The organism is Streptomyces sp. NPDC053560 (genome assembly GCF_044544605.1).
Taxonomy (GTDB): domain Bacteria; phylum Actinomycetota; class Actinomycetes; order Streptomycetales; family Streptomycetaceae; genus Streptomyces.
In genome coordinates, this window is the sequence record NZ_JBITXI010000008.1 from 248,473 (window position 1) to 266,709 (window position 18,237).

Here is an 18,237-nt window from a genome sequence, read left to right on the forward strand (position 1 = left end):
GGCCGTCAGCGGTGCGCGGATCGTCGTACCGGGGCGCCCTCGCCGTCCTCCTCCAGCAGCAGTGCCGCCGCGCCGACCACCGCGGCGCGCGGGCCGAGCGCCGCCGGTACGGGACGCAGCCCCGAGGGGCCCGGCAGCAGCTCCGCTGCGAATGCCTCGGTCAGCGGCTCCCAGAACGGTGCGCCGATCGAGGCGACCCCGCCGCCGACCACCACCCGTTCCGGGTCCACGGTGTTGACCAGCCCGGCCAGGGCGCGGCCCAACGCGCCCGCGCCCTCCGCGAGGGCGGCCCGGGCGGCCAACGCTCCCGCCCCGGCCGGTCCCTCGGCCAGTGCCGCGACCTTGCGGAGGTCGTGCACGTTCCCGTCCCCGGCCAGTGCGCGGAACCGGGCGGTGATGGCGGGCCCGGACGCGACGGCCTCCAGGTGCCCGGGGCGGCCGCAGTTGCACGGCCGCCCCACCGCTTCCGCCACCGCCAGATGGCCGAACTCGCCCGCCGTCCAGTGCGCACCGCGCAGCAGCCGTCCGCCGCTGACCAGCCCGCCGCCGATGCCGGTGCCCACACTCACGTACAGCGCGGACGCGCAGCCGGCGCCGGCGCCGTAGGTCTGCTCGGCCAGCGCGAAGACGTTCGCGTCGTTGTCGGCGGCCACCGGCAGTCCGAGCCGGTCGCTCAGCTCCTGGCTCAGGCAGGTGCCCGCCCAGCCGGGGAGCAGTGCGTTGGCGGACAGCACGACGCCCCGGCCGCGGTCGACGACGCCGCCGGTGCCGATCCCGAGGCCCACCGCCTCCTCCCGGCCGGGCAGCTCACGGACGGCCGCCGCGATGGCGTCCAGCACCACGGTCCGGCCCTCCGCGGCGGGCGTGGGCCGGACGGCCGTCGCGAGCAGGGTGCCGTCGGGCGCGACGACCCCGGCGGCGATCTTCGTCCCGCCGACGTCGACGCCGAGCAGCGGGCGCGGCGCGGGGGAGGCGGGCCCGGACTCCGGTACGTGCCGCATGTGCGGCTTACGCGCCCCCGTCACGGCTGCGCCCTGCGGACGGTGAAGCGGATGTCGTAGCGGTCGGCGCGGTAGATCGTGGTGGTCGCCTCGACGGGGGTGTCGCGGCGGTCCAGGCCGACCCGCTGCACCCGCAGTCCCGAGCTGCCCACCGGCACACCGAGCAGGGCCGACTCGGTCTCGTCGAGGTCGACGGCGCGGATGATCTGGTCGGCCGAGCGGATGTCGAGCCCGTAGCGCACGTCGAGCAGGGTGTAGAGCGAGCCGCTCAGATCCTCGTCGACGAGCCCGGGAACCCGGTCGGCGGGGAAGTGGACGTTCTCCAGGCACATGGGGGAGCCGTCCGCCAGCCGCAGCCGGGAGACCCGCACGACGTCGGAGTCCGGGGCGACGCCGAGCCGGTCGGCGATCTGCCGGCCGGCCCGTACCGTCTCCGCGGCCAGCAGTCGCGAGGCCGGTTCGAGGCCACGGGCGCGCATGTCCTCGGAGAACGAGGTGAGGGTGAGCGACTTGGACACCACGGGCGGGGCGACGAACGTCCCCGCGCCCTGTACCCGGTAGACGTTGCCCGCCGCCTCCAGCGCGTCCAGCGCCTGCCGGACGGTGTTGCGCGAGACCCCGTGGTCCGTGGCGATCTCCCGCTCCGTGGGCAGCGGCGTGTGCGGGGGAGCCCCGGCCGTCTCGGCCAGCAGCGCCAGCCGCAGTTCCTCGTGCTTGGCCTGTCGGGCCACGCTTCACCTTCCCGGGTCGTTGCGTTTGGTGCCGACCAATGTCGGAATTATTACGGGAGATCTTGTGCAGTGCCAAACCGGGTGTCAGATTGGTACCTTCCAATCTCTGGTCGAGTGAAGGGATGGCGCGATGGCGTCACTCGGTACGGCAACGGTGACGCGGCGCGGCGGCGGCACCACACTGCGACCGGTGATCGGCGTGGCCCTGGTCGCCGCGCTCGGCGGACTGCTGTTCGGCTACGACACCGGCGTCATATCCGGCGCCCTGCTCACGATCGAGTCCGACTTCGGGCTCACGGCCTTCGGCTCCGGCGTCGTGGTGAGCGCCATCCTGGTCGGTGCGATGGCCGGCGCGGCCGCCGCCGGCAACCTCGCCGACCGGTACGGCCGCCGCCCCGTCCTGGTCGCCGCGGCGGGCATCTTCACCGCCGGCGCCGCCCTGGCAGCCCTCGCGCCGTCCGCCGCCGTGCTCACGGGGGCCCGTCTCGTCCTCGGCCTCGGCATCGGTACGGCGTCCAACCTCGTCCCGGTCTTCCTCGCCGAGGTCGCCCCGCCCCGCTACCGAGGGCGGCTGGTGGGCCTCAACCAGCTGATGATCACCCTCGGCATCGTCCTCGCCTACGTGGCCAACTACGCCCTGGCACACGCCACTCACGGCTGGCGCTGGATGTTCGGCATCGCCGCCGTGCCCGCGCTGCTCTTCGGGGCCGGCATGCTGCTGATGCCCGAGTCCCCACGCTGGCTGGCGCTGCGCGGCCGTACCGAGCGCGCCCGCGACGTCCTGGCGCGGCTCCGCGGCCCCGGCGACCCGGCGGCGGTCGATGCAGAACTGGCCGCGATGACGGCCGGACGCGAGGACCGTACGGCACCGGCCCGCAGGGGCCGCTGGCGGGCCCTGGCCGACCGCTCCGTGCGCCCGGCGATCGTCGCGGGCGTGGGCCTGCAGATCCTCGGCCAGGCGTCCGGCGTCAACACCGTCATCTACTACGCCCCGAAGATCTTCGAGAGCAGCGGCCTCGGCTCCTCCTCGGCCGTCCTCGCCACCGTCGGCGTCGGCCTGGTCAACCTGCTGATGACCCCGGTCGGGATGTTCGCCGTCGACCGCATCGGCCGCAAGAAGCTGCTGGCGTCCGGCGCCGCGGCGATGACGCTCGCCCTCGCCGGGTTGGCGGCCACCCTCGCGGCCGGCGGCCGGGGCTCCTCGTTCGGCTGGCTCGCCGTGGCGTTCGTGGTCCTCTTCATCGCCGCGGTCGCCACCACGCTCAACGTGGTTGTCTTCATCATCCCGTCCGAGCTGTACCCGCTGCGCATCCGGGGTACGGCCATGAGCGCCACCATGTTCGCCAACTGGACCATGAACTTCCTGGTCTCGCTCACCTTCCTCACCCTGCTCGACGCGCTCGGCGGGGCCGCCACCTTCACCGCGTACGCGGTGGTGTGCGCGCTGCTGACGCTGTTCACGGTCCGCTGCATCCCGGAGACCCGCGGCAAGAGCCTGGAGGAGATCGAGCGCGAGCTCACCCGGGGATGACGGTGCGTCAGCGGGTGGCCGCGCGCTCGGCCTCGACCTGCTCCAGCGGCTTGCCCGCCGTGTTCGGCATGAACAGGCCGATGACGGCGCAGATGAGGAGCGAGACGGTGAGGAAGGCGGCGACCGGCGCGATACCGGTGCTCGCCAGGGCGGGCACGAAGAACGACCAGATGCCGAGCACGACGCGGGAGGTGCCGAAGGTGATGCCCTGCGCCGTGCCGCGCAGCATCGTCGGGAAGACCTCCTGGCTGATGGTTTTGTAGACGGCCTCGCCCGCCATGGCCTGGCCGACACCGAACAGCACCACGTTGAACACGATCACGGGCAGCGTGAACGGCAGGAAGAGGAAGACGCCGTACGCGCAGACCTGCATGACCGAGCCCGCGATCCACATCGCCTTGCGGTATCGGTGGCCGCGGTCGGCGAACCGCATGTAGACCGCCACCGTACCGACGATCACCAGCGCGAAGCTGGCGCAGGAGAGGCCCACGCTGGTGGCCTGGCTGCCCGCGCCCAGGCTCTTGACCATGTACGGGGTGAAGATGCCGTTCGTACCGGCCGCCAGGTTCCAGAAGAGGTAGATGCCGCCGGTGAACAGCAGCGCCCGCAGATGGGCGCCGCGCAGCAGGTCGCGCACCTTCGGGCGGGCGGCGGCGCCGGCCTGCGCCGCGGTCCGCCACACCGCCGACTCGACCATGCCGCGGCGCATCGCGTACGTCACCAGCGCGACCACGAAGAGGTGCAGGAAGACGATGCGGATGCCGAGCAGCCCGAGGTCGGACAGGGCCAGCGCCAGCAGCAGCACGACCACCGGGCCGAGACTCCAGGTCACCTGGGTCAGCCCCAGCAGCTTGCCGCGCGCCTTGGCGGGCGAGAACTCACCGACGAGCGCGAGCGAGGTCGGCACGTCGGCACCCACGGCCAGGCCCACGACGAAGGTGCCGACGAAGAGCATCAGCGGATTGACGGCGAAGGCGATGAGCAGGATGGCCGCCGCGTACACCAGCAGGTCGTACTGGTAGATGCGCTTGCGGCCGAGCTTGTCGCCCAGCCGCCCGCCGATGAAGGCGCCGATCGCCGCACCGATGGCGTTGGGGCCGATGGCGGTGAGCGCGCCGAGCCCGTTCTGGGAGAGGCCGAAGCGGTCCTGGAAGAAGGCGAGACCGGAGCTGAGCGCGACGATCGACCCGGCGTCCAGGTATGACGCCATGCCGGCCAGCCCGGTCCACTTCCACTGCTGTCGCGATACGGCCCCGTCCCCGCCCGGGGCGTCCTCGGAGGGTGGGGTGCTCTGCAGGGATGTCACCTGGACTCCTTCGTCCTCGCACTGTCGTGAAGCGGGCTGCGCGAAGCAGCCGTGTCGCGTCGTGTTGAAACGACTCAAACAATGAGTGCGTGTAGCTCGGGGGTCAATACCCGGTGTGCAACTTTTCCCTGAAACCTTTCAATGGCCTGGCTGGGGCTGCTGGGGTGGAAGTGGTGACCGGACGTGCCGGGGGTGAGGGCTGCCGCGGACCCGGCTTCCCCTCCTGGTCGCCGAGGCGCCTCGCAGACCTTCGTGAATCCCCTCCGGAAAGTGTCTCCAGAGGGTCACAAATGCCCTCTGGCCAGCGACTTTTGTCAGTGGGGCGGGGTAATATAGAAGCAGTGTTCGAGAGAGCTCACGGGGGGATCCGGGGCTCTCGACCACGACAGGAGGGACCCTGTGACGGCTGCCGCAATGACCCCGACGTCCGCTCTGTTCGACCTTCCGTACTCCCCGCTCGCCAAGAAGCCGCTGCCCGCCGGCCGGCCCCGCGAGTGGTACATCGCCCACAACCGCCGGCTGAAGGCCATGCGCCTGGCCATCGCGCTGCTCGACTCCGGCGTGCACACGCCGGACCGCGCGCCGAACCGGCTCATCCGCGACACCGCCGCGCTCGTCGGCATCCACCGCCCGTCCGACACCACCTGCCACATGGTCCGCACGCTGATGCGCTACACCCGCTGACACCACTCCTGCACGCACAGGGAGGGGCGGCCCGGTCTTCCGGGCCGCCCCTCCCGCTTGTCCGGGCCGGCCCCACCGCCCGCCGCGCCGGGCTGTTGCTCCGCGGACTGCCGTGGTTCTCTGGGTACTTGACGCTGCGCTCGGCGACGGGGGGAACGATCGCCATGACGGAACTCGCGGAACTGGCCTCGGCCGGTGCCCTTGCGGTGATCCAGGCCGCGGGCACCGACGCCTGGTGGACGATGCGGGACGGACTGGTCCGGGTGTTCGGGAGGGGAGACGCGGCCGAGGCCCGTGCGACCGCCGCGCGCCTGGACCGTACCGCCGCCGAACTGACCGCCGCCGACGACGACCAGTACCGCCCGGCCCGCGAAGCCGCCCGCGCCGCCTGGTGCGTACGTCTCACCGATCTGCTGGAGGGCATGCCGGAGAGCGAACGCGCCGAAGCCGAGGAACAGCTCGCCACACTGCTCGCCGCCGTGCCGACGCCCGGGGCACCCTCGCCCACCGCCGGCGACGGCGGACTGGCGGTGCACGGGGACGTGTCCGTACAGGCGGAAGGGGGGTCCGTCGCCGGTGGCGTCATCAACGGAGGCGTACGCGTCGGGGACCCTTCCCGGCCGGGTGGCACGCCGGGCTGAGGCCACCTGGAACGCCGGAACCGCACATCGAAGCCCGTACCTCGCTCTTCGCGCACACCGGCGCGGTCGCCGCCGGGCGCGTCGGCGCCCTGCACATCCACACGGCCGCCCCGGTGCAGCCGCCGTCGGGAACGCCGGGGAGCAGGTCCCTCGCGGTACCCGCCGGGCGGCTGGACGACGCCTTCACCGGCCGCGAGCCGCTGCTGCGCGAGCTGGACCGGGTGGTGGGCGCCCCGCCGGGCGATTGCCGGAACCTGGTGCTGTGCGGTCTGGGCGGCTGCGGCAAGACCACCGTGGCGATCGCCGCTGCCCGCACCGCCGCGCGGAACGGCGTCGAGGCGTGGTGGGTCTCGGCCGCCACCCGGGCCGAACTCCACGACGGCATGCGGCAAGTGGCCGTACGGCTCGGCGCCGGCGACGCCGAACTCACCCGCGCCTGGAGCGGTATGGACAGCGCCACGGACCTGCTGTGGCGGATGCTGGGCCGGCACCCCCGGCCGTGGCTGCTGGTGGTCGACAACGCGGACGACCCGGAACTGCTGGCCGCCGAGGGAGGCGCCTTCGCGGACGGGACGGGGTGGCTGCGGCCGGTGGCCGCGGGGGCCGGGACCGTGCTCGTCACCAGCCGCCACCGCAATCCGCTGGCCTGGGGAGCCTGGTGGCGGCTGCGGACGGTCGGCCCGCTGACCCGGCCGGAGGCCACGCGGGTCCTGATGCGGGTGGCCGGACCCGGGGCGGGCACGGCGGCCGACGCGGCCGCGCTCGCCGACCGGCTGGGGCGGATGCCGCTGGCACTGCGGCTGGCCGGGGCCCAGCTCGCCGCGGCGGTCGGCGCCCCGTGGCCCGACGCCGTCACGACCTTCGACGCCTACGGGCAGCAACTGGCGGCGGGCGGCTGGCAGCAGTTACTGGAACCGGAGGGGGCCGGCATGGCCGAAGCGGACCGCGCACCCCGGCGCATCGTCAGCCGGACCTGGGAACTCTCGTTGGACCACCTCGCCCGGCAGGGCATGCCGGAGGCGCGCGAACTGCTGCGGCTGCTCTCCTTCTTCGCCGAGGCGCCCGTACCGTACGCGCTGCTGACCCCGTCGGTCCTCGGTGCGCCCGCCGGCGTACTGCCCGGCCTCGACGGAACGCGTCTGTGGCGGCTCCTGAAAGCACTCGCCGACCTGCACCTCATCGACATCCCGGAAAACGGACCCCGAAGCGGCAGCGCGCCGCCCGGGAACAGTGCCGGGAGCGCTGCTGCGGGCAGCGGGGCGGAACACGCCGCAGACGCCGGGAACAGGGGTTCGGACGAGGCCCCGGACGGCGACGGTGCCGAAGTGCTGCGCGACGCCGTCCGCCTCCACCCTCTGGTACGTGCCGCCAGCCGCCTCCAGAGCGAGGCGATGACGCGGCGGGCCGCGTACCTGGAGGCGGCGACGGACCTGCTCGCCGCGGCCACGCAGGGTGAGTCGCACGTCTCCCCGGAGGATCCGGCGCGCTGGCCCCTGTGGCAGGCGATCACACCCCATGCCCAGCACCTCCTGCACGAGACCGGCGCACATGCCGCCGGTTCCGCACGGGCGGTGGCACAGGCAGTCCGGGTGGCCGTGGCCACCGGACGTGCACTCCGGGCCCGCGGGCTGTACGGCCAGGCCGAGGACACCTTCGCCGCCGCTCTTGAGACCGGCCGGCGGGTCCTGGGCGAGGGGCACGATGCCACGCTGACCGCCCACCACGAGGTTGCCGCCATGCACCACGCCCGCGGCCGGCTGGCGGAGGCGGCTGCCGGTTTCCGGGACCTCGTGCGCCACCGGAGCGCGGCGCTCGGCCGTGACCATCCGCAGACACTCCTGGGCCGCCACATGCTGGCGTACGTCCGGCACGACCAAGGACGGCTCACGGAGGCGGAAGCCGAGTACCGGGCAGTGCTGCGGACCCGCACCCGCGTGCTGGGCGAGACCGATCCGCTGACCCTGGCCACCCGCTATCGCGTGGCCCGCGTACTGGACGACCTGGGTCGCCCGGCGGAGGCCGAGACCGAGTACGCGGCAGTGCTCGCCCTGCGGACCGAGGTGTTCGGCGCCGCACACCCCCGCACGCTGATCGTGCGCCGCGAACTGGCCCGTCTGCACCACGACAGGGGACGCCCGGACCTCGCCGGGCCGGAGTTCGACGAGGTCATCGTGGTGCAGCGGCAGGTGCTCGGCAACACCCACCGCGACACACTTCTCAGCCGCAGCTGCCGCGCGCGGCTCTGGCAGACCCAGGGCCGGACGGCGCGGGCCGCCGCGGAGTTCCGGGAGGTGCTCCGGGACCTCACCACGGTGATGGGAGAGGACCACCCGTACACCGCGACTGCCAGGCGCTACCTGGCAGAGGCGCTCGACGAACCGACCGGGCCGCCCGAGACCGGCGGCGGGGTGCCCGACTGATGCCGAGGCCGGTCCGTGACGTACCCGGCCGGGGCCCCTCTCTCAGGGCAGGGCGACCGAGGGGGCTTTTGCCGGGGGGAGGGCCGGGAGGTGGGTGGTGTCCTGGGGCGGGGGAAGCAGGAGGGTGAACCAGACCGTCTTGCCGACGGTGGTGGGGCGGGTGCCCCAGGCAGCGGCGAGGGTCTCGACCAGGATCAGGCCGCGGCCGCTCTCCTCCATGCTCTCCGCCAGGCGGGCCCGGGGCCGGGGCACGCTGTTGTCGCTGATCTCCACGCCCAGTTCGCGGACGCTGTGCCACACCCGCAGGCCGATCGGGCCCTCCGCGTGGCGCACCCCGTTGGTGAGGAGTTCCGAGGCCAGCAGCAGCGCGGTGTCCGCCAGCCCCGCCAGGCCCCAGGCCTCCAGGTGCTGCCGCAGGAAACGCCGTCCGGCCGGCACCGAGACGGCCTCGCCGGGCAGTTCCGTCTCCGCGGTCTCCAGCGGGGCCGTGGGGAAGCTGACGAGCAGCAGGGTCACATCGTCGGCGTACGCGGCGGTGTCCGGCAGGAGGGTGTGCAGCACCCGGTCGGCGGCCTCCTCCAGGCCGTCGGCGGTGTCCCGCAGCCCTTCGGCGGTGGTGAACACCTGCCCCAGCGTGGTCGCCAGCAACGCCAGCTGGTGGTCCAGGTCGCCGTGCGCGGTCTCCACCAGGCCGTCGGTGTAGAGCGCGAAGGCCGTGCCCGCCCGGAGCGGGAAGCGGACCTGCTGGTGCGGTACGCCGCCCACGCCCAGGGGGATGCCGGTCGGCATCGCCAGCTCACGCACCGGCGCGTCCGGTTCGATGAGGAGGACCGGCAGATGCCCGGCCGAACAGGCCGTCACCTCGCCCTGCGCCGGATCGGCCTCCAGGTAGACACAGGTGACGAACTGTTCGGGCAGGTCGTGGGTGAACGCGTCCAGGGCCCGCATCAGTTCCCACGGCGGGAGGCCGGCCAGCGCGAGGGCACGGGCCGCGGACCGCAGCTGCCCCATCACCACGGCCGCGTCCAGGCCGCGCCCCATCACGTCCCCGACGAAGACCCCCACCCGCCCGGCGCCCAGGTCGATCAGGTCGAGCCAGTCACCGCCGACGCCCTGGCCCTGCGTCGACGGCAGGTAACGGCTGGCGGCCCGGGCCCCGGGGATCTGCTTCGAGGACCCCATGAGGTTCAGCGCCAGGGAGATGTGCCGCTGCTGTGCGTACAGTTCGGCCAGCTCCGTCTCGGCGCGCTTGCGGTCGGTGATGTCGCGCATGATGGAGCAGGCGGCGATGATGGTGCCGTCCTGTCTCCGGATGGGCCACAGGGTGACGTCGATGTCCAGGATGCGCCCGTCCTTGGTGGTGCGGCGGGTCTCGTAGTGCTCGATCCGCACGCCGCGGGCAATGCGCCTCAGCAGCTCGTCCTCCTCGCTCTTGAGGTCGGGCGGTACGAGCATGCCGACGTGGCGGCCGACGGCTTCGGCGGGCGCGTAACCGTACAGCCGCTGGGCGGCCGCGTTCCAGAACGTGATCTCCCCGCCGAGGGTCTTGATCAGGATCGCGTCCTGGGAGGACTCGACCACCACCGCCAGCTCGTCGACGCGTGCCTCGGCACGTTTTCGGTCGGTGATGTCCCGCATGATGGAGCAGGCGGCGATGACGTTGCCGTCCTCGCCGCGGAGGGGCCACAGGGTGACGTCGATGTCCCGTACCCGGGCGTCGCTGGTGGTGCGGCGGGTCTCGTAGTGCTCGATCCGCTCGCCGCGGGCGATGCGCCCCAGGAGGCAGTTCTCCTCGTCCTTGAGGTCGGGCGGTACGAGCATGCCGACGTGGCGGCCGAGCACTTCGGTGGGGGTATGGCCGTACAGGCGCTGGGCGGCCGCGTTCCAGAAAGTGATGACCCCGTCGAGGGTCTCGATGAGGATCGCGTCCTGGGAGGCCTCGACGAGCCCCTGAAAGAGTCCGTACCGGCTCCCGTCGCCCCGCAGCGCTTCGATTGACAATTGGTGCCTCGCTTCATGTGGCGCCGCCGCACCCGGGCAACGAGGCCACGGCCCCCCTGTTCGCCCTGCGTTCCGCGCCGTTCAACACCTGCTGAGATGCCCGACATTGCAGCACATCGCCTGTCAGGAGCGTTAACTTGCAGGTATTTGACCGCGCCGGTTCGTAGTTGAATTCTTTGTGCACCGCTTCGGAAGATCACGGAGCGCAATGGGACCACTGGAACCACCAGAAGCGATCCGGGGAAGTTGCCGTCGAAGGGCAGCCGGTACGGCCGTTCCGGGCGGCTTCAGCCCTTCTGCAGTGCGTCGATCAGCTCCTCCTCGCGGTCCTTCGTGAGCGACGTACGGAGCACGACGGGCTCGAAGGGGCGCAGCGCCTCCCGTACCCGGTCCGGCGTCGACCGCCGTACGAGGGCGAAGACCGCCGCCCGGCCCGGCTCCAGCGTGCCCGCCACTTCCTTGATGAACGAGTCGTTGACCCCGACGTCGGTGAGCTTGCCGATGAGCGCGCCGGAGGCGGCACCGACGGCCGCGCCGAAGACGGGCATCAGGAACAGCATGCCGAACAGCGTGCCCCAGAGGGCGCCGCCCGCGGCCCCGGCGGCAGCGGGGTGGTACGTCTGTTCCACATGGATCTTGCCGTCCTGCGTCCGCCAGGCCAGCGCGGCGTCCTCCAGGTCGAGCAGCTCCTGGCGGGAGAGGTCCTTCCCGAGCCGCATGACGGCCTCGGCCTTCTCCTTGTCGGGGAAACCGAGCACGACGAGATCGGTCATAGCAGCCTCCTACGGATCCGGCGGATCCCGCGTCCCATTGAGCCGCCCGTGCGCGCCGCCGGGCGTCACCCGGAACGGGTGAGGTCCCGCCCCGGAGATCCGCGGTACCAGTCGTGCACCACCGTGCTGGCGGCGACCAGGTCCTGGAGCGACCTGCCGTACCGGCTGACCGGGATCCAGAGCAGCCCCCACGGGAAGGCGACGCACAGCACCGCCCGCAGCAGGGCGCGGCCGGGGCCGAGCGGCCGCCCCGACCGCCCGGCCACCCGAAGCCCCATGAGCCGGCCGCCGACGGTACGGCCGGCCGTCAGCCAGCTTCCCGCGAGGTAGCCGACGGCGAGTGCGGCCGCGCACCCGGAGCTGACCCGGGGCGGCAGGTGCGGCAGGGCGAACGGCGGCCCGGTCACCGTGAACCGGAGAGCGCCCGCGGCCAGCAGCGTCACGAGCCCGAGGCCGAGCACGACGCCCGTGTCGACGACGGCCGCGACGGCACGGGAGACGAGCCCGGCCGGCCGCCCCTGCATCGCGGCCGGGCCGGGCGGCGGCGCGGACGCCGTCACGGCGCCTCGGGGTGGGGGGCGTCCGGGGGAGGAGCGGGTGTGCGACCCGCGGTGTCGCCCCTGCGCAGCAGCCGTCCCGTGGCCCGGTTCACGACGTGGTCGGCGCGCATGGCCCGGAGGCGGAGCGCGTCGACGGTCTCCTCGGCCATCCCACCGCCCGTGTCCCGCACGATCCGGCCGATGTCGATCTCCTTGAGCACCTGCTCGACGATGGCCGCCAGATCGATCCGGGCCAGCACCGCGTCGATGTCGACACGCTCGGCGATCCGGTCTACGTCTACACGGTCGGCCACGCGGTGGACATCGATCCGGTCGGCGATCCGGTTCACGTCGACCCGGTCCGCCACGCGAGGAACGTCGACGCGGTCCGCGACGCGGTCGACATCGATCCGGTCGGCGATCCCGTTCACATCGACCCGGTCCGCCACACGGTGGACGTTCACCCGGTCCGCGATCCGGTCCACGTCGACGCGGTCGGCCACCCGGTCGACATCCACCCGCGCCACCACGGATTCCACATCGATCCGCGCCACCACGGCGTCCAGGTCCAGTTGGTCGAGCACGGCGTACACCGCGGTGCGTACCGCCGACCGGAGCGACGCGAGGACCGCCGCTCGCAACGCCGACCGGGCGGCGCCCGCCGCCTCCGTCACGCCGGCCGGTACGAGCCACCGTGTCACGGCCCGGCTCCAGGTGACGGCCCGTCCGCCGAGCGACACCGCACCGCGCACGCCGTACCCGGTGCGCCGGCACAACGCCGCCCCGACATGCCCCTTCACCCGGGCATCGCAGCACACCGGACCGGGGTGCGCCTCCTCCGTTGCGGGTGACCGGACGTTGCGAGTGGCCGACGCGGGGGACCGGGCCGGCGGCGGGGCGAGGCGGGGAAGCGGCTCAGCTCCGGTACACGTCCACGATCCGGTCGATCACCGCGGCGGTGGTGCGCAGTTCCTCCTCGGAGAAGCCGTGCAGCGCGTCGGAGAGCCACTGCCGGCCGGTCGCCTCGGCGCGCAGTACGACGTCCCGGCCCCGGTCGGTGACCTCGGCCCGGCGTACACGCTGATCCCCGGGCTCGGCCGTGGTCCGCACCAGGCCGAGATCCTCCAGGCGCCGGACCTCGCGCGTCACGTGCGGGGCACGGACCAGCAGCGCCTCCGCGAGTTCGCCCATCCGCAAGGGCGCGGGGGCGGCCGCGAGCGCGCGCAGCAGGGCGAGGGAGCCGCGGTCGACGGCTACTCCCGACTCCGAGCGGAGCCGCTTGTGCGTGCGGTTTCCGGCCATTACGTAGGCGAGGCCGGAGAGTGCGGCGTGCAGGTCGGCTATGGGTTCCCGGCCGGGGGATTCGGTGTGGTCCACGCCCCGATCATGTCGCAGTGGCGGGGAGCGGGGGCAGCACGGGGCGCGCATAAGGGCTGGCGAAAAACGTGCCTCTTGCATGTACCGGCTTGGACGAGGGGATTCCGGTGCGCTGATCGCGGTGTTAGCGTCAGCGGCACGTAGTTACTTTTGTTAAGTAATGCGCAGGCAATGCCCGTCCGAGGAGTTGGCAAGAAGCGCCGGAAGGCGAATCAACTGCCGCTCTGTACAACCGAATTCGCACCCCACCCGTGCGGGGCCCGCTCCGTGGGGGAGCAAGAGGAGAAACCGTGCGCATCATCATCGACGAGGACAAGTGCTGCGGTGCCGGGCAGTGTGTGCTGGCGGCGCCCGAGGTGTTCGACCAGCGTGACGAGGACGGCGTCGTGGTCCTGCTGGACGCCGACCCGCCGGCCGAGCAGCACGCGGCCGTCACGGAGGCCGCGCAGATCTGCCCCGCGGCGGTCATCGCGCTCGCCTGACCCACCGCCATCACCGGCTCCTGCCCGCCCCACCGTGGAAGGACAACCATGACCGAGGCTCCCGCCGCCCCTGCTCCCGCCCTCACCACCCGACGCGCCCCCGGCTGCCCCTTCGACCCGCCTCCCGTGACCCGGGAGCTGCGCGAGCAGGCGCCCGTGACCCGTGTGTCGTTGTGGAACGGCGCGACGGCGTGGCTGGTCACCCGGCACGAGGAGCAGGTCGCGGTGTTGCGCGACCCGCGGATCAGCGCGGACAACCAGCACCCCGGCTACCCCAGCGTCAGCGCGTCGTTCGAGGCGACCCGGGCCCACAACCGCACGTTCATCACGATGGACGAGCCCGAACACAACGCCCAGCGGCGCAAGTTCACCGGTGACTTCACCATCAAGCGCACGCAGTCCCTGCGGCCGCGCATCGAGCGGATCATCACCGACCTGCTGGACGCCATGGAGCAGGCGGGCCCGCCGGCCGACCTGGTCACCGCGTTCGCGCTGCCGCTGCCGTCCCTGGTGATCTGCGAACTGCTCGGCGTGCCGTACGAGGACCACGATTTCTTCCAGCGGTGCAGCGCCGTCATGATCGACACCCGCAGTGCGCCGGAGGCCGCCCTCGCCGCCTCCCAGGAACTGCTCGGCTACCTCGAAAAGCTCGTGGAGTCCAAGGCGGAGCAGCCCGGCGACGACCTCCTGAGCCGCCTCGCGGTCCAGTACCTGCTCACCGGCGAGAGCACCGTCGACGAGTGTGCCAAGCAGGCCCGATTGCTGCTGGTCGCCGGGCACGAGACCACCGCCAACATGATCGCGCTCGGCACCTGTGCCCTGCTCCAGCACCCCGCGCAGCTGGCCGCGGTCCGGGACGGCAGCCCGCAGCGGGTCGCCAACGCGGTCGAGGAGCTGCTGCGGTACCTGACCATCACGCACATGGGGCGGCGCCGCGTCGCGGTCGCCGACATCGAGGTCGGCGGGCAGCTCATCCGGGCCGGTGAGGCCGTGATCTGCGCCAACGACCTGGCCAACCGGGACCCCGAGGTCTTCGCCGACCCCGACCGGCTCGATGTGGACCGCTCCGCCCGGGCACACCTCGCCTTCGGCTCGGGCCCCCACCAGTGCCTGGGCCAGAACCTCGCCCGCATCGAACTTCAGCTCGCCTACCCGGCGTTGCTGCGCCGCTTCCCGGGCCTCCGGTCGGACCGCCCGCTGGAAGAGCTGCCCTTCCGTACGGACATGGCGGTCTACGGTCTGCACGAACTGCCGGTCAGCTGGTGAGACACCGGCCGGCCCCACGGGTCCGGCCGCGCCGGGCACGGACCCGCAGGTGCGCCGGGTGGGCCGAGTACGCCGAGTGCGCGAGGCACACCGGACGCGCCGAGTACACCGGGCGCGCGAAGTGCCTCGGGTACGCCGGGACGCGCGTCCGTACCGAACGGCGTCCCGGTGCGGTCAGCCGACCGGGAGCCGGCTGCTGATCTTGTGCGTCCTGCGGGCCGTACGGGCCCGCAGGGCCGCCTCCCGGCGTGCCTGGTGCGCCGCGTGCCGGCCCTGCCAGGCCAGCGACGGCTTGCCGTGGGTGTCGGCGCCGGCGATCAGCAGTCCGCCGAGCATGGAGAGGTTCTTGAGGAACTGAATGCGCTCCTGAGTGCGCGTCTGTTCGTCCTCGGCCTCCCAGAACCGGTGCCCGGCGAGCGTCGTCGGCACCAGGGTCGCGGCGATCGCCAGCGCGGACAGCCGCGGCAGCCGGCCGATCGACAGCAGCGAACCGGCGACCAGCTGGACGCCGCCGCTGAGCTTGACGAGCTGTTCGGTCTCCTGCGGCAGACCGGGCACGCGCCGGGCGATCGGCTGGACCACCGGCTCGGCGGCCGGAACGAGGGGCTCGGGGTTGCGGAAGGTCTGGTAGCCCTGGATGACGTAGGTCGAGGCCAGCATGGGCCGGGCGAGAAGTCGCAGTAGCAGCATGGCCCACGAGTGCCCCCTTCGGCCGGTCCTCATCCCTCGCTGCGGCCCTCGCCGCTCGGATGGGCCACATCGTGGACCGTGCGGTTGCGGACGCCCGCCGCACACCGTAGGGGTGCCGGGGCCGTGGGGTGGGGCCGGCGGGCCCTTCACTCTTCGCCCGGCACGGTCTTTACTTCAGTCGTGACCTATGAGATCCGTACCCTCCCCGGCGGCGCCCGGACCGTCCACCCGCGGCCCGGACCGCCCCGGGACGACCGGGCCGGCCGGGTGGTGGCCGTCAGCGACCTGCACGTCCGGTACGCGGAGAACCGCGACATCGTCGAACGGCTGGAACCGGAGTCGGCCGACGACTGGCTGCTGGTGGCCGGAGACCTCGGCGAGTACGTCGCGGACATCCGCTGGGCCCTGGAACGGCTCGTCGAGCGCTTCGCCAAGGTCGTCTGGGTACCGGGCAACCACGAGCTGTGGACGCCGGGCGACGACCCGGTGCAGCTCCGCGGCGTCGCGCGCTACGAGCATCTGGTCGGCATCTGCCGGGAGCTGGGCGTCGTCACCCCCGAGGACCCGTATCCCGTGTGGGAGGGCGAGGGCGGCCCGGTCGTGATCGCGCCCCTGTTCCTGCTCTACGACTACACCTTCCGCCCGGCGGGGACGGCCACCAAGGAGGCGGCGCTCGCCGTGGCCGAGAAGGCGGGCGTCGTCTGCACCGACGAGTTCTTCCTGCACCCCGACCCGTACCCGACGCGGGACGCCTGGTGCCGGGCCCGGCTGGCGGCCACCGAGGCCCGGCTCGCCGCTGTCCCGGAGGACCTGCCCACCGTCCTGGTCAACCACTTCCCGCTCGTCCGCGAGCCGGTACGGCCGCTGCGGTACCCGGAGTTCGCGCTGTGGTGCGGTACGGAGGCGACGGCGGAGTGGCCGCGCCGCTTCCGCGCCACCACGGTCGTTTACGGCCATCTGCACATCCCCCGGCTGGTGATGTGGGACGGCGTGCCCCACCAGGAGGTGTCCCTCGGCTACCCCAGGGAGTGGCGGCAGCGGTCCGGCCCTCAGGGGCGGCCCGTCCAGATCCTCCCGGCCGTGACCGCCCCGGCCGCCGCGCCCAGCGGGAGCCCCGCGTGATCGACAAGCTGCTGCCGGCGCCCGTGGTCACCGCCGAGACCTTCCACGACGCGCCGGTCTCGGAGATGTTCCCCGAGGAGTGGGCGCTGGTGGCCCAGGCCGTACCGAAGCGACAGTTGGAGTTCGGCACCGTACGCGGCTGCGCCCGCGAGGCGCTCGGGCGGCTGGGATTCGCGCCGGCCCCGCTGCTGCCGGGTGCCGACCGTGCGCCGCGGTGGCCGGACGGCGTCGTGGGGGCGCTGACCCACTGCGACGGCTACCGCGCCGCCGCGGTCGCCCGCGCCACCGACGTGCTGACGCTCGGCCTGGACGCGGAGCCGCACGCGCCGGTCTCCGACCCGGGCGTGCTGGAGCTGATCGCCCTCCCCGGGGAGCGGGCCGAGGTCGCCCGGCTGACCGCGCTGGTCCCCGAGGTGTGCTGGGACCGGCTGCTGTTCAGCGCGAAGGAGAGCGTCTTCAAGGCCTGGTACCCGCTCGCCCGCCGCTGGCTGGGCTTCGAGGACGCGCGGATCACCCTGGACCCGACGGACGCCACCTTCACCGCCCGGCTCCTCGTCCCGGGGCCGGTGGCCGAAGGCCGGGAGCTCACCGGGTTCACCGGCCGGTGGCTGATCGAGTCGGGGCTGGTGACGACGGCCGTGGTGGTGCCGACGAGCCGTACCTGAGCGTCCGCCGCGCCTGTCGCGCGCGGGGATGCGGGGCCGGAGGCGCGGGCGCAGCCTGGAGGGGAAGGGTGTGCGGGGGAGCATAACGAAACGTTTGCGTTTCGCTCGGGGCCGGGCGTACGCTCGAAGAGGGTAAGAGTACGAAACCGTTTCGATCCGCTCTGCCCCGCCGCTCGTCCCGAAGGCCGCACGCCCGGGAGCAGGCACACACGCCCCGAACGAACAGGTGCTCATGTCCGTCTCCACTCCGCCGTCGGCCACCCCCGCGCCGCGTCACAGCGGCGAAGGGGCGACCCGTCGGACCCGGCTCTCGCCGGAACGCGAGAGCGAGCTGTACGCGGCCGTCCTCGACCTGGTGCGCGAGGTCGGGTACGAGAGCCTCACCCTGGACGCCGTCGCCGCGCGTTCCCGGTGCAGCAAGGCCACGCTGTACCGCCGCTGGCACGGCAAACCCCGGTTGGTGTCCGCCGCGCTGCGGCACATGCGGCCCTTCTCGCTGGAGGACCTGGACACCGGCTCGCTCCGCGGTGACGTGCACGAGCTCGCCCGGCGCATCGGGGAGACCAAGAAGGACATCGAGCTGATGCGCGGCATCACCCATGCCGTGCACAAGGACGCGGAGCTGGCCGAGGCCATGCGCACCGCCCTGATCGAACCCGAACTGGAGGTGATGCAGGCGATGCTCGACCGGGCGGTCGCCCGCGGCGAGGTCGATCCCGGCTGCCCCGCTATCCCCTTCTTCCCGCACGCGTTGTCCGGCGCCGTCTTCGCGCGCCCGATGATCGAACAGCGCCCGGCGGACACCGCGTACCTCACGGGGTACCTGGACGCCGTGGTGCTCCCCGCCCTGCTGCGGACCTGAATCCGGCCCGGGCCCGGATCCGGACCACGAGCCCGTACCGGCAGCACGGACCACAGCGGCCCGGACCGGACGCCGGGCAGTACGCACGAGAACCACCCCCTGGGGACTCCGGAAGAGGAGTACCGGACCCCGGAAGATCCAAAGGA

The 18,237-nt window shown here is 73.0% G+C and carries 18 protein-coding genes; 9 read left to right on the plus strand and 9 right to left on the minus strand.

From position 1 onward, the window contains the following. Positions 1–5: 5 nt before the first annotated feature. Both ACIGQF_RS20910 and ACIGQF_RS20915 read right to left on the minus strand, forming a co-directional pair. On the minus strand, positions 6–1,025 hold the full coding sequence (locus tag ACIGQF_RS20910) for an ROK family protein (RefSeq protein WP_399712105.1): 1,020 nt from the start codon (positions 1,023–1,025) through the stop codon (positions 6–8). Next, positions 1,022–1,732 carry a GntR family transcriptional regulator gene (locus ACIGQF_RS20915; protein ID WP_399712108.1) on the minus strand — a complete coding sequence of 237 codons (711 nt, stop codon included), beginning with the start codon at positions 1,730–1,732 and terminating at the stop codon, positions 1,022–1,024. Before ACIGQF_RS20915 ends, ACIGQF_RS20910 begins: the two co-directional genes overlap by 4 nt. A gap of 130 nt (positions 1,733–1,862) precedes the next feature. Between ACIGQF_RS20915 and ACIGQF_RS20920 the strand changes: the two genes are divergently transcribed. Further along, complete coding sequence (locus tag ACIGQF_RS20920; protein WP_399712111.1) at positions 1,863–3,263, plus strand: sugar porter family MFS transporter; 1,401 nt, start codon at positions 1,863–1,865, stop codon at positions 3,261–3,263. 7 nt (positions 3,264–3,270) lie between these two features. On the opposite strand, the gene ACIGQF_RS20925 is transcribed toward ACIGQF_RS20920, so the two are convergent. After that, positions 3,271–4,569, minus strand: coding sequence for an MFS transporter (locus tag ACIGQF_RS20925; RefSeq protein ID WP_399712114.1), 1,299 nt, complete (start codon positions 4,567–4,569; stop codon positions 3,271–3,273). Positions 4,570–4,983: 414 nt separating this feature from the next. Here ACIGQF_RS20925 and ACIGQF_RS20930 point away from each other — a divergent pair, with 414 nt between their 5' ends. The 3 genes from ACIGQF_RS20930 to ACIGQF_RS20940 all read left to right on the plus strand — a co-directional run bounded on the left by ACIGQF_RS20930 (position 4,984) and on the right by ACIGQF_RS20940 (position 8,314). Next, on the plus strand, positions 4,984–5,253 hold the full coding sequence (locus tag ACIGQF_RS20930) for a hypothetical protein (RefSeq protein WP_361552423.1): 270 nt from the start codon (positions 4,984–4,986) through the stop codon (positions 5,251–5,253). 164 nt (positions 5,254–5,417) lie between these two features. Beyond that, the gene (locus ACIGQF_RS20935; protein WP_399712116.1) at positions 5,418–5,894 is read left to right on the plus strand and encodes a hypothetical protein; all 477 of its coding nucleotides are present in this window, start codon (positions 5,418–5,420) and stop codon (positions 5,892–5,894) included. A gap of 113 nt (positions 5,895–6,007) precedes the next feature. Then, positions 6,008–8,314: a tetratricopeptide repeat protein gene (locus ACIGQF_RS20940; protein WP_399712119.1), complete on the plus strand. Its 2,307-nt coding sequence runs from the start codon at positions 6,008–6,010 to the stop codon at positions 8,312–8,314. 42 nt (positions 8,315–8,356) lie between these two features. Here the strand turns inward: ACIGQF_RS20940 and ACIGQF_RS20945 are convergent, their stop codons facing one another. From ACIGQF_RS20945 to ACIGQF_RS20965, 5 genes are all read right to left on the minus strand, one after another. Then, positions 8,357–10,315 carry a PAS domain S-box protein gene (locus tag ACIGQF_RS20945; RefSeq protein WP_399712122.1) on the minus strand — a complete coding sequence of 653 codons (1,959 nt, stop codon included), beginning with the start codon at positions 10,313–10,315 and terminating at the stop codon, positions 8,357–8,359. Positions 10,316–10,602: 287 nt separating this feature from the next. Further along, on the minus strand, positions 10,603–11,088 hold the full coding sequence (locus ACIGQF_RS20950) for a DUF1269 domain-containing protein (RefSeq protein ID WP_399712125.1): 486 nt from the start codon (positions 11,086–11,088) through the stop codon (positions 10,603–10,605). A gap of 65 nt (positions 11,089–11,153) precedes the next feature. Continuing rightward, positions 11,154–11,648, minus strand: coding sequence for an RDD family protein (locus ACIGQF_RS20955; RefSeq protein ID WP_399712127.1), 495 nt, complete (start codon positions 11,646–11,648; stop codon positions 11,154–11,156). After that, the gene (locus ACIGQF_RS20960; RefSeq protein WP_399712129.1) at positions 11,645–12,328 is read right to left on the minus strand and encodes a hypothetical protein; all 684 of its coding nucleotides are present in this window, start codon (positions 12,326–12,328) and stop codon (positions 11,645–11,647) included. The genes ACIGQF_RS20955 and ACIGQF_RS20960 overlap by 4 nt, the downstream gene beginning before the upstream one ends. A 214-nt stretch (positions 12,329–12,542) precedes the next feature. Further along, positions 12,543–13,004, minus strand: coding sequence for a MarR family winged helix-turn-helix transcriptional regulator (locus ACIGQF_RS20965; RefSeq protein WP_399712131.1), 462 nt, complete (start codon positions 13,002–13,004; stop codon positions 12,543–12,545). Positions 13,005–13,294: 290 nt separating this feature from the next. On the opposite strand from ACIGQF_RS20965, the gene ACIGQF_RS20970 reads away from it, so the two are divergent. Next, positions 13,295–13,486 carry a ferredoxin gene (locus ACIGQF_RS20970; protein ID WP_399712137.1) on the plus strand — a complete coding sequence of 64 codons (192 nt, stop codon included), beginning with the start codon at positions 13,295–13,297 and terminating at the stop codon, positions 13,484–13,486. A gap of 48 nt (positions 13,487–13,534) precedes the next feature. Next, positions 13,535–14,752, plus strand: coding sequence for a cytochrome P450 (locus ACIGQF_RS20975; protein ID WP_399712141.1), 1,218 nt, complete (start codon positions 13,535–13,537; stop codon positions 14,750–14,752). Between the two features lie 174 nt (positions 14,753–14,926). Here the strand turns inward: ACIGQF_RS20975 and ACIGQF_RS20980 are convergent, their stop codons facing one another. Next, positions 14,927–15,442 (minus strand): DoxX family protein, encoded by a 516-nt coding sequence (locus tag ACIGQF_RS20980; protein ID WP_399712143.1) that lies wholly within the window; start codon positions 15,440–15,442, stop codon positions 14,927–14,929. 180 nt (positions 15,443–15,622) lie between these two features. Here ACIGQF_RS20980 and ACIGQF_RS20985 point away from each other — a divergent pair, with 180 nt between their 5' ends. The 3 genes from ACIGQF_RS20985 to ACIGQF_RS20995 all read left to right on the plus strand — a co-directional run bounded on the left by ACIGQF_RS20985 (position 15,623) and on the right by ACIGQF_RS20995 (position 18,091). Beyond that, positions 15,623–16,564, plus strand: coding sequence for a metallophosphoesterase family protein (locus ACIGQF_RS20985; RefSeq protein ID WP_399712146.1), 942 nt, complete (start codon positions 15,623–15,625; stop codon positions 16,562–16,564). Continuing rightward, positions 16,561–17,229: a 4'-phosphopantetheinyl transferase gene (locus ACIGQF_RS20990; RefSeq protein ID WP_399712149.1), complete on the plus strand. Its 669-nt coding sequence runs from the start codon at positions 16,561–16,563 to the stop codon at positions 17,227–17,229. Before ACIGQF_RS20985 ends, ACIGQF_RS20990 begins: the two co-directional genes overlap by 4 nt. 232 nt (positions 17,230–17,461) lie before the next feature. After that, the gene (locus tag ACIGQF_RS20995; protein ID WP_361552191.1) at positions 17,462–18,091 is read left to right on the plus strand and encodes a TetR/AcrR family transcriptional regulator; all 630 of its coding nucleotides are present in this window, start codon (positions 17,462–17,464) and stop codon (positions 18,089–18,091) included. Positions 18,092–18,237: the final 146 nt, after the last annotated feature.